Source organism: Paraplanobispora takensis, assembly GCF_016863195.1.
GTDB classification, from domain to species: Bacteria; Actinomycetota; Actinomycetes; order Streptosporangiales; family Streptosporangiaceae; genus Planobispora; species Planobispora takensis.
The window spans coordinates 164809-178163 of the sequence record NZ_BOOK01000020.1 but is presented as its reverse complement, the minus strand read 5'-3'; the positions used below and the strand labels follow the sequence as shown (position 1 = coordinate 178163).

Genomic DNA, 13355 nt, shown 5'->3' with positions numbered 1-13355 from the left:
GAATCGAAGCGGCGATTACTCTCCGTCCGCATACGGTTACATGCGACCCTGTGCATTGTCGGCGAGGAGGATGACATGGGGTGGTGGCCGGGTGATCCGGACGCGACCGCGATCCTGGTGCCCGCCCCACGGGGCGCGGAGCACGAGAGTGGCGCGCAGGACCGGACCGATCTGCTGGAGGCGGCTCAGGGGGGCGACATGCAGGCCGCCCACCTGCTGGGCCGCCACTACGCGCAGCGCGGCGACCGCGCGGCGGCGCGGCGCTGGTGGGAGCGGGCCGCCGCGGCGGGAAACGTGGACAGCGCCTACAACCTGGGCCTCTGGCACGAGAAGCACGGCGGCCTCGACGAGGCCGTGCGATGGTACGAGCTGGCCGCCGGCGCGGACGACACCGAGGCCGCGGTGCACCTGGCGATCCTGCTGCTGGAGCAGCGAGGCGACCTGCCCGCGGCCCGGCGGTGGTTCGAGACGGCGGCCCGGGCGGGCTCGCGGACCGCGGCCCGGCGCCTGGCGCTGCTGTACGAGGACGACGGCGAGGCGCGGGCCGCCGGAGAGTGGCACCGCCGGGCGGCCCTCGACGGTGATCTGGCCTCCACCCACGACCTGGGGTTCCTGGCCTACGCCATGGGCGAGGAGAAGGAGACGCTCATGTGGTGGGAGCGGGCCGCCCGGTGCGGTCACGCCGACGCGGCCTACCACCTCGGACTTCTGCTGGCGGCCCATCGCGACCCGGTGGGCGCGGAGGGCTTCTACCGGCTGGCCGCCGGGAGCGAGCATCCCGGCGCCGCCTCGCAGCTCGGCGGGATCGCGCTGTCGCGCGGCGACCTGCGCACCGCCCGCGCCTGGTTCGAGCGCGCCGCCACCGCCGGGCGCGTCGGCGACCAGCGGATGGCCGGGTTCGTCTGCGTGGAGCTGGGCGACTCCGGCGCGGCCAGCCACTGGTTCGGCCGGGCGGCGACCGGCGGCGACCCGGAGGCCGCCTTCAACTTCGGCCTGCTGCTCATCGCCGAGCTGGGTGACCTGCAGGGCGGCCAGCACTGGTTCCGCCAGGCGGCGCGGGCCGGTCACCCGCAGGCGGCCGCCGAGCTCGCCTCGCTGCTGGCGGCGACCGGCTCCGCCCACGGCGCCCACGACGTCCCGGAGCCCCGGGCGGCCGAGCCCGGACCGCCGGCCCCGCCCTGGGAACGCCTCGCCGAACCCGAGCTCGTCGCCCGCGCCGAGCTGACCGCCTCGTCCCTGGCCCGCCGGGGCGGCATCCCGCTACGGGCCTGCGACCTGACCGAGATCCTCGGCACCTGGGACCTGGTCACCCGGCCGATGCCCGAGCACACCGACGCCGCCGGCTGGCTGACCGCGCACAGCGGGCTCCACCGGGGCGCGATAGAGCACCTCGGTTCGGTGCGGGACACGCTGTTGCGGCCGGGCAGCTCCCCCTGGCCCACGGCCGCGGAGGTCGAGCACGTGCTGACCACCGCACGCGACCTGCGGGCCCGTCTCGGCCTGCGCTGACAAAGGCCCGCCCCACGCGGGGAAGTCCGTCCGGCGTGGGGAAGTCCGTCCGGCGTGGGGAAAGTCCGTCCGGCGTGGGGAAAGTCCGTCCGGCGCCGGGAAAACGGCGAGCGCCCCATGCCCCCGGACGGGCATGGGGCGCTCGCCGGCGGGGTCAGTCGGAGACGACCTCGGAGAGCGGCGTGAACGGCAGGCCGAGGGCGACGGCGACCTGCTCGTTGGTGAGCAGGCCCGCGTGGGTGTTGAGGCCCAGGGCCAGGGAGGCGTCCTGCTCCAGGGCGGCCTTCCAGCCCAGGTTCGCGAGCTTGACCGCGTACGGCAGGGTCGCGTTGGTCAGCGCGTAGGTGGAGGTGTTGGCCACCGAGCCCGGCATGTTGGCCACGCAGTAGAAGATCGAGTTGTGGACCGTGTAGGTCGGCTCGGCGTGCGTGGTCGGCCGGGAGTCCTCGAAGCAGCCGCCCTGGTCGATGGCGATGTCGACGAGCACGGAGCCCGGCTTCATGCGGGAGACCAGGTCGTTGGAGACGAGGGTCGGGGCCTTGGCGCCGGGGATCAGCACCGCGCCGATGACCAGGTCGGCCTCCAGGACCTCCTTCTCGATCGCGTAGGAGGTCGAGACGAGGGTCTTCAGGCGGCCCTGGTAGATGGCGTCGATGTGGCGCAGGCGGTCGATGTTGAGGTCGAGGACGGTGACGTCCGCGCCCATGCCGACCGCGATCTGCGCGGCGTTGAGGCCCGAGACGCCGGCACCGATGACCACGACCTTGGCCGGGGCCACACCGGGCACGCCGCCGGGCAGCACGCCGCGGCCGCCGTTGAAGCGCATCAGGTTGTAGGCGCCGACCTGCGGGGCGAGGCGGCCCGCGACCTCGGACATCGGGGCGAGCAGCGGCAGGGTGTTGCCGACCTGGACGGTCTCGTAGGCGATGCCGGTGACCTGCCGCTCCAGCAGGGCCTCGGCGCACGCCTTGCCGGCCGCCAGGTGCAGGTAGGTGAACAGCACCTGGCCGGGGCGCATGCGGTGGTACTCCTCCGCGATGGGCTCCTTGACCTTGAGGATCATGTCGGCCTCGCCCCACACCTCGTCGGCGGTGTCGAGGATCTTGGCGCCGGCCGCGAGGTAGTCCTCGTCGGGCAGGTGCGAGCCGAGCCCGGCGCCGCGCTGGACGACCACCTCGTGGCCGTTGCGGACCAGCTCGTGCACGCCCGCGGGGGTGGCCGCGACGCGGTACTCGTGGTTCTTGACCTCGGCAGGAACACCGATCTTCACGAAGGTTTCCTTTCAGGAGTTCTCGACAGAGAGGGGGGTGGGAGCCTTCAGGGCGTTTTGCGCCCTAGAGCCGGTTCCATGCCTCGGTGAGCACGGAGCGGAGAATCGACTCGATCTCGTCGAACTCCTTGGGGCCGCAGATGAGCGGGGGAGCGAGCTGGATCACGGGGTCTCCGCGATCGTCGGCGCGGCAGTACAGGCCCGCGTCGTACAGGGCCTTGGACAGGAAGCCGCGGAGCATGCGCTCGGACTCGTCGGCGGTGAACGTCTCCTTGGTCGCCTTGTCCTTGACGAGCTCGATGCCCCAGAAGAATCCGGAGCCGCGCACGTCGCCGACGATCGGCAGGTCGTGGAGGCGTTCGAGGGTGGCGCGGAAGACGGGCTCGTTACGGGTCACGTGGCCGAGCAGGTCCTCGCGCTCGAACAGGTCGAGGTTGGCCAGGGCCACCGCCGCGGAGACGGGGTGGCCGCCGAAGGTGTAGCCGTGGGCGAACATCTCGGTGGGCTGCTTGAACGGCTCGAAGAGGCGCTCAGAAGCGATCATGGCGCCGATCGGCGAGTAGCCGCTGGTCATGCCCTTGGCGCAGGTGATGATGTCGGGCACGTAGTCGAACTTCTGCCCGCCGAACATGGTGCCGAGGCGGCCGAAGGCGCAGATGACCTCGTCGGAGACGAGCAGCACGTCGTACTCGTCGCAGATCTCGCGCAGACGCTGGAAGTAGCCGGGCGGCGGCGGGAAGCAGCCGCCGGCGTTCTGCACCGGCTCGACGAAGACGGCGGCCACGGTGTCCGGGCCCTCCATCTCGATGGCGCGGGCGACGCGCTCGGCGGCCCAGTAGCCGTACTGCTCCGGGGTCATGCCGGCCACGCCGGTGATCTCGTCGGCGCGGTAGTGGTTGGTGTTCGGCACCCGCACCGAGCCCGGCACCAGCGGCTCGAACATCTGCTTGAACAGCGGGATGCCGGTGATCGACAGGGCGCCCTGCGGGGTGCCGTGGTAGGCGATCTGACGGCTGATGACCTTGTGCTTGAGCGGCTTGCCGGTCATCTTGAAGTACTGCTTGGCGAGCTTCCAGGCGGTCTCGACGGCCTCGCCGCCGCCGGTGGTGAAGAAGACCCGGTTGAGGTCGCCGGGGGTCTGCTCGGCCAGGCGCTGGGCCAGCTCGGCGGCCTTGGGGTGGGCGTAGGACCACAGGGGGAAGAAGGCCAGCTCCTGCGCCTGCTTGGCGGCGGCCTCGGCCAGCTCGCTGCGGCCGTGCCCGGCCTGGACGACGAACAGTCCGGCGAGGCCGTCGAGGTAGCGCTTGCCGTGGATGTCGTAGACGTACGCACCCTCCCCCCGGACGATCATGGGCACCTCGGCGTCCGCGTAGGAGCCGTGCCGGGTGAAGTGCATCCACAGGTTGTCCTGCGCGGCCTTCATGACCGACGCCACATCGGTGTCTTCCGGGTACGTCATCACAATCTTCCCTCAGTGAGCTGGGCTTCCCACAGTGTGCATGCCGAAGGCACGCTTGCCAAGTGAAAACGTAGATTCATCGTGTAAGAACCTCGGAATCCGCAAAACGGTCTTGTAACGACGACGAAATCCGCGACCCAGCCCTACGAAGATCCAGCGTGTGGCGCGGCCCGTCCCGCGGCGGCGTCCCGGGCGGGAGGATGGGGTGCGGGCGGCGGCACCCGCCGCTGTGCTCCAATTAGTCCGACCACATAGTGAGATAGATGCGAGGGAACGTCGTGACACCTGACGAGATCGAAGGCGCCGTCGCCGCGGGCCTCCCCCGGGCAGTCGAAGACCTCAAGCGGCTCGTCTCCATCCCCTCCGTGGCCTTCCCCGGCCACCCCGAGGAGCCCGTGCACGCCGCCGCCGCGGCGACCGAGGAACTGCTGCGCGGCGCCGGGCTGCCCGAGGTCCGGCAGATCCCGGTCGACGGGAGTTTTCCCGCCGTCTACGGCGAGGCCCCCGCTCCCCCCGGCGCGCCGACCGTGCTGCTCTACGCGCACTACGACGTCCAGCCCCCGGGCGACCCGGCCCTGTGGAACACCCCCGCCTTCGAGCCGACGGAGATCGACGGCGCGGTCTACGGCCGCGGCGCCGCCGACGACAAGTCCGGCGTCATCTCCCACGTCGCCGCGCTGCGCGCCTTCCAGGGCCGGTTCCCGGTGGGGATCAAGGTCATCATCGAGGGCCAGGAGGAGTACGCCGGCGAGCGCCTGGAGGCCTTCGTCGAGCGCCACCCCGAGCTGCTCAGGGCCGACGCGATCATCGTCGCCGACACCGGCAACCCGCGCGTGGGCGACCCGGCGGTGACCACCTCGCTGCGCGGCATGGGCGCCTTCACCATCGAGGTGCGCACCCTGAAGGAGTCGCTGCACAGCGGCTCGTTCGGCGGCGCCGCCCCGGACGCCCTGGCCGCGCTGATCCGCATGCTGGGCGCCCTGCACGACGACAACGGCGACATCCGCGTCCCGGGCCTGCCGCGCGGCACCTTCCTGGGCGTCGGGCCGTCGGAGGAGGAGTTCCGCGAGACGGCGGGCGTGCTGGACGGGGTCTCGCTGGTCGGCTCGGGCTCGCTGGCCGACCGTCTGTGGGCCTCCTACGCCATCACGGTCACCGGCCTGGACGTGCCGACCGTCTCCGGCGCGATCAACGCGGTCCAGGCGGTGGCCAGGGCCCGCGTCACGGTCCGGGTCCCTCCGGCGGGCGACCCGAAGACGACCGTGGAGGCCATCGTCGACTTCCTGCAGCAGGTCACCCCGTGGGGCGCCCAGGTGGGCTTCTCCGACTACACGCTCGGCTCGGGCTTCCTGTCCGACACCGGCGGCGCCGCCCGCTCCGCCCTCAACCGGGCCATGGAGCGCGCCTTCGGCCGCCCGCCGCGCGACGTCGGCGCCGGCGGCTCGATCCCGCTGGTCTCCACGTTCGTCAGGCAGTTCCCCGCGGCCGAGATCCTGCTCTTCGGCGCCGAGGACGACGGGGCCTCGATCCACGCGCCCAACGAGCGGGTCGTCATCGAGGAGCTGCGCCGTACGGCCGTCGCCGAGGCGATCTTCCTGCAGGAGTACGCCTCCGCGTTCGCCGGCTGACCGGAGCGGCCGGCCGGCCGGCCGTGAGGACGCCCCACCCCTTCGCGGGGTGGGGCTTTTTCTGTGCTAGTTTTTGTACTGACTGGTCAGTTCTAAGGAGGTCCGATGTCCGGAGGGGTCGCGGTGCACGCCGAGGGGTTGTCCCTGAGGGGCGGGCACGGCTGGGTCTACCGCGACGTCGGCCTCGACGCCGGGCCGGGGACCCTGACCGCCGTCGCCGGTCAGGCGGGCAGCGGCCGTACCGGCCTGCTGCTCACGCTGGCCGGGCGGATGCGGCCCACCGCGGGCGTCCTCACCGTCGCCGGGCACGCCAGGCCCGGGGCCGTCCGGCGGGTCGCCGCACTCGGCCCGGTCGAGGGGGTCAACGACCTGGACAGGGCGCTGACGGTCCGCGAGCACGTGCGGGAGCGGGCGCGGGGACTGTTCTGGAACACCGCCGCCTCCCGGCGGGCCGCGGCGGCGCTGGAGCGGGCGGGCCTCGACCTGTCCCCCGACGACCGCACGCTGATCCGCGACCTCGACCACGAGCGGCGGATGCGCCTGGGGATCGCGCTGGCCCTGCTCGACGGCCCCGGGCTGCTGGTCGTCGACAACCTCGACGCGGGACTGACGGCCGACCGGCGGGCGGCGCTGTGGACGACGCTGGAGGAGCTGGCCGGACAGGGGCTGACGGTGATCGCCTCCTGCACCGAGAGCCCGCTGGCCCGGACGCTGCAGCTGACCCCGCGGGAACCCGGCGATCCCGGTTGTCCCGCGGATCCGGACGGGTCGCAGGACCTCGGAGGGCTCGCGACCCTGGGGCTCCTCGAACCGGAAGATTCGCAGGAGCCGGAGAAGCGGGGAGAACCGGAGGACTCCCCGGATCCGAGGCAGGCGGGGGCCGCCTCGGATCCGGGGGACGACGACGAGGCCCGGGGTGACGAGCGGGCCGAACCGGGCGAGCCGACGGGCGACGGCGGCGGGCAGGCCGTACCGGGCGAGCCGGAGGACGACAGCGAAGAGGACGCCGCCTCCACCGGGCGGGCGGACGAGAGCCTGGAGGAAGACCGATGAGGCCGTTGCGGGCGGGGCGGCTGGAGCTGCGGCGGTTCACCCGGTCGCGGCTGACCCGGGCGGCGCTGGCGGGCGTGGTGATGCTGCCGCTGCTCTACGCGGGGCTGTACCTGTGGTCGTTCTGGGACCCGCAGGGGAACCTGGAGAACATCCCGGTGGCGCTCGTCGTGGAGGACCGCCCCGCCAGGGCGGACGACAAGACGATCGACGCGGGCCGTGACCTGGCCGAGGAGCTCCAGGACCGCGAGGTCTTCGCCTGGCACCGGGTCGACGCCCGCCAGGCCGCCGACGGCGTCCGGGACGGGAGCTTCTATCTCTCCCTGACCATCCCCGCCGACTTCAGCGCTCGCCTCGCCTCGCCCTCGGGCGAGGGCACGCCCACCCCAGCCGAGCTCGGCGTCACGGTGGACACCGGCCGCAGCTACATCATGGGCACGATCTCCGACGCGGTGTTCGCCGAGGTCAAGGAGGCCGCCGGCCGTACGGCGATCAAGGACTACTGGGACAGCGTCTTCGTCTCCTTCGGGGAGCTGCACGACGCCACCGCCAAGGCCGCCGACGGCGCGGACACGCTCTACGACGGCAACCGGAAGGCCCTCGACAGCACCGGCCGGCTGGGGGAGGGCGCGACGGCCCTGACCACCGGCCTCGGCCAGGCCAAGAGCGGCACCCACCGGCTCACCGCGGGGCTCGACAGCGCCACCGCCGCCACCGGCACGTTGTCCTCCGGTGCGGACAAGCTGGCCGAGGGCCTGGTGACCGCCGCGGACGGGTCCCGGAAGCTGGGCGAGGGGCTCGGCACCCTCTCCACGGGCGCCGAGAAGATCGCCGACGGCAACGCCCAGGCCTATGAGCAGGTCCACGCCCAGGTGCCGAAGATCAATCAGGCCGCCGACAAGTACGTCCCGCTCCTGCAGGAGAACGGCGGGCGGATCCAGGCGCTCGCGCGGGCCGTCGAGAGGGGCGCCGACCTGGTCGCCGAGGGCGCGGGCGCGCTGCCCGCCTCGCTCGGCCAGGAGGCCGGGCAGGCTCGGGGGCAGGCGGAGCGGCTGCTGGCCGTGCTGGACGCCGACCCCGAGGCCGATCCGGAGCTGCGCGCCGCCGCCGAGCGGCTCGTCCAGTCCACCACGCGGGTGTCCCACGGGCTGGAGAGCGCCTCCGCGGGAGGCGACGGCTCGGTCGTCGCCCGGCTCCAGCGGGACGCCCGGCGGATCTCGGAGGTCGCCGGCCGTACGGCGGAGCTCGCACCGGCCGCCGGCCGCCGGCTCGACGAGGCCAGAGACAAGATCAACCAGCTCGACACGGGACTCGCCGCCCTGGCCCAGGGCTCGGCGAAGCTGCAGGCGGGTCTCGGCGACGCCGTGACCGCCAACGACAAGATCACCTCAGGTGTCGTGAAGCTCGGCCAGGGCTCGGCCCGGCTCGCCGAGGGCATCACCAGGCTCGACGGCGGCATCACCAAGCTCAGCGACGGAGCCGCGCGGGTGGACAGCGGGGTCGGCAGGCTGCACGACGGGGCCGGAAGGCTCGACGACGGCCTCGACCGGCTCGGGGAGGGTCTCGGCAGGCTGGCCGACGGATCCCACGAGCTGAGCGAGAAGCTCGCCGACGGTGCCAAGGAGATCCCCGACTACGGCGAGGACGAGCGCGCGAGCCGTACCGGCATGATGAGCGAGCCGGTCACCCTGGCCAACCACGTCGTCAACGAGGTGCCCAACTACGGCACCGGGTTCGCGCCGTTCTTCGTGCCGCTGGCGCTCTGGGTCGGCGCGATGGTGACCTACATGGTCCTGCGCCCCCTCAACCCCCGGCTCCTGGCCGGTACGGCTCCCGCCTGGCGGATCGCCGTGGCCGGGTGGCTGCCCGGTCTCGCCCTGGGGTCGGCGCAGGTCGGCGTGCTGCTGGCGGTGCTGCGGTTCGGGCTCGGGCTGGAGGCCGCGCACTGGGCGGGGGTGGTCGGGGTCCTGTTGCTGACCGCGGCAGCCTTCCTGGCGATCGTGCAGGCGGTCAACGCCCTGCTCGGCGCGCCCGGCCGCGTCGCGGTGCTGGCGCTGCTGATGCTCCAGCTCACCTCGGCCGCCGGGACCTACCCGATCGAGACCTCGCCGGGGTTCTTCCAGACCATCTCGCCGTGGCTGCCGATGAGCTGGGTGGTCAGCGCGCTGCGACGGCTGATCAGCGGCGGCGACCTGACCGTGGCCTGGCAGACGTGCGGGGTGCTGGCCCTGTTCACCGTCCTGGGGCTGGCGCTGAGCGTCCACGCCGTCGACAAGGGACGGACCTGGTCGATGCGCCGCCTGCACCCCGAGCTCTCCCTGTGACTACCGTTTGCCATATGAAAGTGAGCGGCCGTCGGGCCGAGACGAGGCTCAGGCTGTTCACCGCGGCGGTGGAGCTGATCGCGGAGCAGGGCTACACCGCCACCACCGTGGACGCGATCGCCGAGCGGGCCGGGGTGGCCAAGGGCACCGTGTTCTACAACTTCGGCACCAAGGAGGCGCTCTTCACCGGCCTGCTCGAACACGGGGTCGGCCTGCTGTCCGGCGCCATGTCCGGGGCCGCGGCCGGGGAGACGGCGCTTGACGCCCTCGACTCGGTGGTCCTGGCGCAGCTGCGGTTCTTCGAGGAGTACGGCGCGTTCGCCCGGGTGCTGCTCGCCGAGATGTGGCACACCGCCTGGCAGGACGCGGTGGCCCGGCTCCGCCGCGAGGTGCTCGGCGTCTACGCGGACGTGCTGCGCCGGGCGGTGGCCGAGGGCGCGGTCCGCCGGGACCTGGACGTGGAGACCGCGGCGACCGCCGTGTTCGGCATGGTGCTGACCGTGGCGATCGAGCGCAAGGCGCTGCACCCCGGCCGCCCGATCGAACGGGTCCACGCCACCCTGGTCGACCTCCTGCACGGCCGGGTCGCCGGATGACGCTCGCGGGCGGCGGTCAGCGGATGGGCAGGTCGTAGGTACGGCGGACGCTGGAGGGCTCGACGCCGAGGTCGGCGCCGTAGACGTGCAGGGAGATCGCGGTGGTGTCGCCGATGTTGTGGACCTTGTGGATGTCCCCGGGCGGGGCGAACCCGCTGACGTCGCCCACGCGGTTGGCGACGTGGCCGATCTCGGTCAGGTGGTCGCCCTCGTCGCGGTAGAGCGTCTCGTACTCGACGCCCTGCAGCACGCCGAAGGCGCACCAGGCGATGTGGTCGTGGGGCCTGGTCCGCTGGCCGGGCCGCCAGACGACGGCGACGATCGAGAAGCCGGGCTCGGTGTGGAGGGTGTGCCTGACGTAGGTCTCCGGATCGCCGGCGCGCTCCCCGGCGGTGAGGATCTCGGGCGCGGGCAGCCGTTCACGCAGCAGGTCCGCGACCGCGAAGACCGTGGCCCGCGGCTCGCCTGACCGGCTCGTGAGCTCCCTGAGCCCTTCGACCAGTTCGGCCAGGCCGGGACGGGTGAGCGTCATGCTTGCCATGCTCCAAGCCTGCGCCGCCCGATACATGACGTCCAATGCCTATGATTCCGCTGAATCATAGATACCGTTGATGAATGCTGGACATCGTGCGTCTTCGCGTGCTGGCCGCCGTCGCCCGGCACGGCTCGGTCACCAAGGCCGCCAGGGAGCTGCACTACTCCCAGCCCTCGGTCAGCCACCACCTCGCCAAGCTCGAAGCCGAGACCGGGGCCAAACTGGTCCAGCGGGCGGGCCGGGGCATCCGGCTGACCGAGGCCGGGCGGATGCTCGCCGAGCGGGCCACCGAGATCGTCGGCCGCGTCGACTCGGCCACCGCCGAGCTCTCCGCCCACGTGGGCCTGCGCGCGGGCCGGGTCAGGCTGACCGCCTTCCCCTCGGCGGTCGGCACCTTCGTGCCCGCGGCCGCCGCCCTGCTCGCCCGCGAGCATCCCGGCCTGGAACTCGGCCTGACCGAGACCGAACCCCCGGAGGCCCTGCGCATGCTCCGCGCGGGCTACGTGGACGTGGCGGTCATCTTCCGCTACGACGACACCGCCCCGGAGGACAACGGCATCCGTCTCCTGCACCTCCTGGACGACCCCAGCTATCTGGTCACCCCGGGCCACCCCGATCGGGCCGGTCCATCCGGCGCGGCGCTCTCCCCGGAGGAGACCCTCCCGACCGGCGCGGCGCTCTCCCCGGTTGATCCCCGCCCGGCACCGGCCGGTGTGCTCCTCTCCCACCGCGACGACCGGTGGATCGCGGGCTGCGACCGCTGCCGCAGCCACCTGCTCGACCTGTGCGCCAAGGACGGCTTCGAGCCGGGCATCTCCTTCACCAGCGACGACATCGTGGCCGTCCAGGCCCTGGTCGCCGCCGGGATGGGGGTGACCGCCCTGCCCGGTCTGGCGCTGCAGGCCCACCGCCACGCCGGGGTCGACGTCGCCGAGATCCCCGGTTCGACCCGCCACATCTACGCCGCCACCTACGGCGAACCCCCCGACCCGCCCGCCACCACCGCCCTGCTGGCGGCCCTGACCTGCGTGGCGGCCGAGATGACCGCCTCCCGCCCGCCGCGCCGTACCGGAGAGCCGGCCGGGGCGAGGTGCCGGAAAATCTGAGGCGATCGAGGCGGGGGCGTGCCTACGATCCTGTCATGCCCGACCTCGCCACGCTCGCCGTCTTCTCCGCCGCGACCCTCGCCCTGATGATCGTTCCGGGGCCCGCCGTCGTCTACATCGTCACGCGCAGCGTCGCCCAGGGCAGGAGCGCCGGGCTGGTCTCCGTCCTCGGCATCCACCTCGGATCCATGGTCCACGTGGCCGCCGCCGCGCTCGGCGTCGGCGCCCTGCTCGCCGCCTCGGCGACCGCGTTCACGATCGTCAAGTATCTCGGCGCGGCCTACCTCATCTGGCTGGGCATACGGAAGCTGATGAGCCACCGCGACGGCGGGGAGGCCGTCGACCCGCCGGTCGCCACCAGGTCGCGCATGTTCTGGGAGGGGTTCGTCGTCAACGTGCTCAACCCCAAGACGGCGATCTTCTTCCTCGCGTTCCTCCCCCAGTTCACCGACCCGGCCGCGGGACCGATCGCCCCCCAGATCGTGCTGCTCGGCGTGATCTGGATCGCGCTCGGCCTGGTCAGCGACGGCGCCTACGCCCTGCTGTCCTCGGCCGTGGCCGGTCGCCTGCGCCGGTCCGTGCGCGCCCGCCGCCGGCTCGACCTCACCAGCGGCCTGGTCTATCTGGGCCTGGGCGCCGCCGCCGCGTTCACCGGTGAGAGCGCCGCCGCCAAGGCCTGAGCGCCCGCGCTACGGCGCCCGCCGTACGAGAGCCCGTCACAGAGAGCCCGTCCCGGGAGAAGGAGCCGAAGCGTGCACGTCTTCCTGGAGACCGAGCGCCTGGTGCTGCGCCGGTTCACCGAGGCCGACGAGGACCACCTGGTCGAGCTCGACGGCGACCCGGAGGTCATGCGCTTCATCAACGGCGGCAGGCCCACCCCGCGCGAGGAGATCCGCGAGGACTTCCTGCCGGCGTTCCTGGGCTACTACGAGCGCTTCGAGGGGTACGGCTTCTGGGCGGCCGTGGACAGGTCCACCGGGGAGTTCCTGGGCTGGTTCCACTTCCGTCCCCGGAAGGGCGACCCGCCCGACCAGCCCGAGCTGGGATACCGGCTGCGCCGCTCGGCCTGGGGACGGGGGTACGCCACCGAGGGGTCGCGGGCGCTGATCCGCAAGGGGTTCACCGAGCTGGGCGCGCGGCGGGTGGTCGCCTCGACCATGACCGTCAACGCCGGATCCCGGCGCGTGATGGAGAAGTCGGGTCTGCGCCTGGTCCGGACCTTCCACCAGGAATGGCCGGAGATCATCGAGGGCTCCGAGCACGGGGACGTCGAGTACGCCCTGGACAGGGAGTCCTGGGAGGCCCGGCAGGCCGGGGAGCGACCGGCCTGACCGTCCCGATCCTCCGGCGAGCCCGGAGTCGTCGGGCCCACCTCGATCCCCGGCGCCCTTCGCCGCGTGTGCCACGGCGGCGGGGGCAGGCGCAGCCGCCGTACGGCGCAGCGTGGGTGGGCGGCACCCGGCCCGTCCCGGACGTGCAACCACGGGCGGGCTCACCAGCCCCGCGGGTCAGGGGCGGGGGGAGGTCCTGGTCCAGCCCCTGCTCCAGCCGCGGCTGGAACGGCCGGTCGCGCCCTGGCACCTACGGCACACCTGGCGCACCTCCTCGGCCGCGCCGCCCGACTCGGGGAAGGTCTCCGGCCAGGACACGTGGTGGAACCTGCGCAGCTGCGACCGGCTCAGCGCCAGCCCGCACAGTGTCTGGTTCGTCCCCGGCCACCAGGCGTGCACCTCGCCGGCGGGCATCCGTACGCCCGTGTCGTCCACCCACTCGCCCGAGGCCGCGACCGAGGGCTCACCACGCGCGGGCATCCGTCCGTCCCCTCCTCCTGCGTCACGGCGTCCCGGATGCGGGACGCGCCGTCACCGGCTGTCTTCC

General features: G+C 73.0%; 12 protein-coding genes. 8 read left to right on the top strand and 4 right to left on the bottom strand.

Annotated elements, in window-relative coordinates; translation table 11 throughout:
* The first annotated feature begins 75 nt into the window (after nt 1–75).
* On the top strand, nt 76–1509 hold the full coding sequence (locus Pta02_RS15120) for a tetratricopeptide repeat protein (protein WP_203875435.1): 1434 nt from the start codon (nt 76–78) through the stop codon (nt 1507–1509).
* A gap of 154 nt (nt 1510–1663) precedes the next feature.
* On the opposite strand, the gene ald is transcribed toward Pta02_RS15120, so the two are convergent.
* Together ald and Pta02_RS15110 are read right to left on the bottom strand one after the other, a co-directional pair.
* Nucleotides 1664–2779 (bottom strand): alanine dehydrogenase, encoded by a 1116-nt coding sequence (ald, locus tag Pta02_RS15115; RefSeq protein ID WP_203875434.1) that lies wholly within the window; start codon nt 2777–2779, stop codon nt 1664–1666.
* Nucleotides 2780–2843: 64 nt separating this feature from the next.
* Complete coding sequence (locus tag Pta02_RS15110) at nt 2844–4238, bottom strand: aspartate aminotransferase family protein (RefSeq protein WP_203875433.1); 1395 nt, start codon at nt 4236–4238, stop codon at nt 2844–2846.
* Between the two features lie 278 nt (nt 4239–4516).
* On the opposite strand from Pta02_RS15110, the gene Pta02_RS15105 reads away from it, so the two are divergent.
* From Pta02_RS15105 to Pta02_RS15090, 4 genes are all read left to right on the top strand, one after another.
* Nucleotides 4517–5866 carry a dipeptidase gene (locus tag Pta02_RS15105; RefSeq protein WP_203875432.1) on the top strand — a complete coding sequence of 450 codons (1350 nt, stop codon included), beginning with the start codon at nt 4517–4519 and terminating at the stop codon, nt 5864–5866.
* Nucleotides 5867–5971: 105 nt separating this feature from the next.
* On the top strand, nt 5972–6919 hold the full coding sequence (locus Pta02_RS15100; protein ID WP_203875431.1) for an ATP-binding cassette domain-containing protein: 948 nt from the start codon (nt 5972–5974) through the stop codon (nt 6917–6919).
* Nucleotides 6916–9240 (top strand): YhgE/Pip domain-containing protein, encoded by a 2325-nt coding sequence (locus Pta02_RS15095; protein WP_203875430.1) that lies wholly within the window; start codon nt 6916–6918, stop codon nt 9238–9240. Before Pta02_RS15100 ends, Pta02_RS15095 begins: the two co-directional genes overlap by 4 nt.
* Nucleotides 9241–9260: 20 nt before the next feature.
* Complete coding sequence (locus tag Pta02_RS15090; RefSeq protein WP_373872377.1) at nt 9261–9836, top strand: TetR/AcrR family transcriptional regulator; 576 nt, start codon at nt 9261–9263, stop codon at nt 9834–9836.
* Nucleotides 9837–9852: 16 nt separating this feature from the next.
* Here the strand turns inward: Pta02_RS15090 and Pta02_RS15085 are convergent, their stop codons facing one another.
* The gene (locus tag Pta02_RS15085; RefSeq protein WP_239130593.1) at nt 9853–10377 is read right to left on the bottom strand and encodes a cysteine dioxygenase family protein; all 525 of its coding nucleotides are present in this window, start codon (nt 10375–10377) and stop codon (nt 9853–9855) included.
* A gap of 74 nt (nt 10378–10451) precedes the next feature.
* On the opposite strand from Pta02_RS15085, the gene Pta02_RS15080 reads away from it, so the two are divergent.
* From Pta02_RS15080 to Pta02_RS15070, 3 genes are all read left to right on the top strand, one after another.
* Nucleotides 10452–11477, top strand: a complete 1026-nt coding sequence (locus Pta02_RS15080; RefSeq protein WP_239130584.1) for a LysR family transcriptional regulator — start codon at nt 10452–10454, stop codon at nt 11475–11477.
* A 35-nt stretch (nt 11478–11512) separates the two neighbouring features.
* Nucleotides 11513–12157 (top strand): LysE family translocator, encoded by a 645-nt coding sequence (locus Pta02_RS15075; protein WP_203875428.1) that lies wholly within the window; start codon nt 11513–11515, stop codon nt 12155–12157.
* 72 nt (nt 12158–12229) lie between these two features.
* Nucleotides 12230–12808, top strand: coding sequence for a GNAT family N-acetyltransferase (locus tag Pta02_RS15070; RefSeq protein WP_203875427.1), 579 nt, complete (start codon nt 12230–12232; stop codon nt 12806–12808).
* 177 nt (nt 12809–12985) lie between these two features.
* On the opposite strand, the gene Pta02_RS15065 is transcribed toward Pta02_RS15070, so the two are convergent.
* Nucleotides 12986–13288, bottom strand: a complete 303-nt coding sequence (locus tag Pta02_RS15065; protein WP_203875426.1) for a hypothetical protein — start codon at nt 13286–13288, stop codon at nt 12986–12988.
* Between the last annotated feature and the right edge of the window lie 67 nt (nt 13289–13355).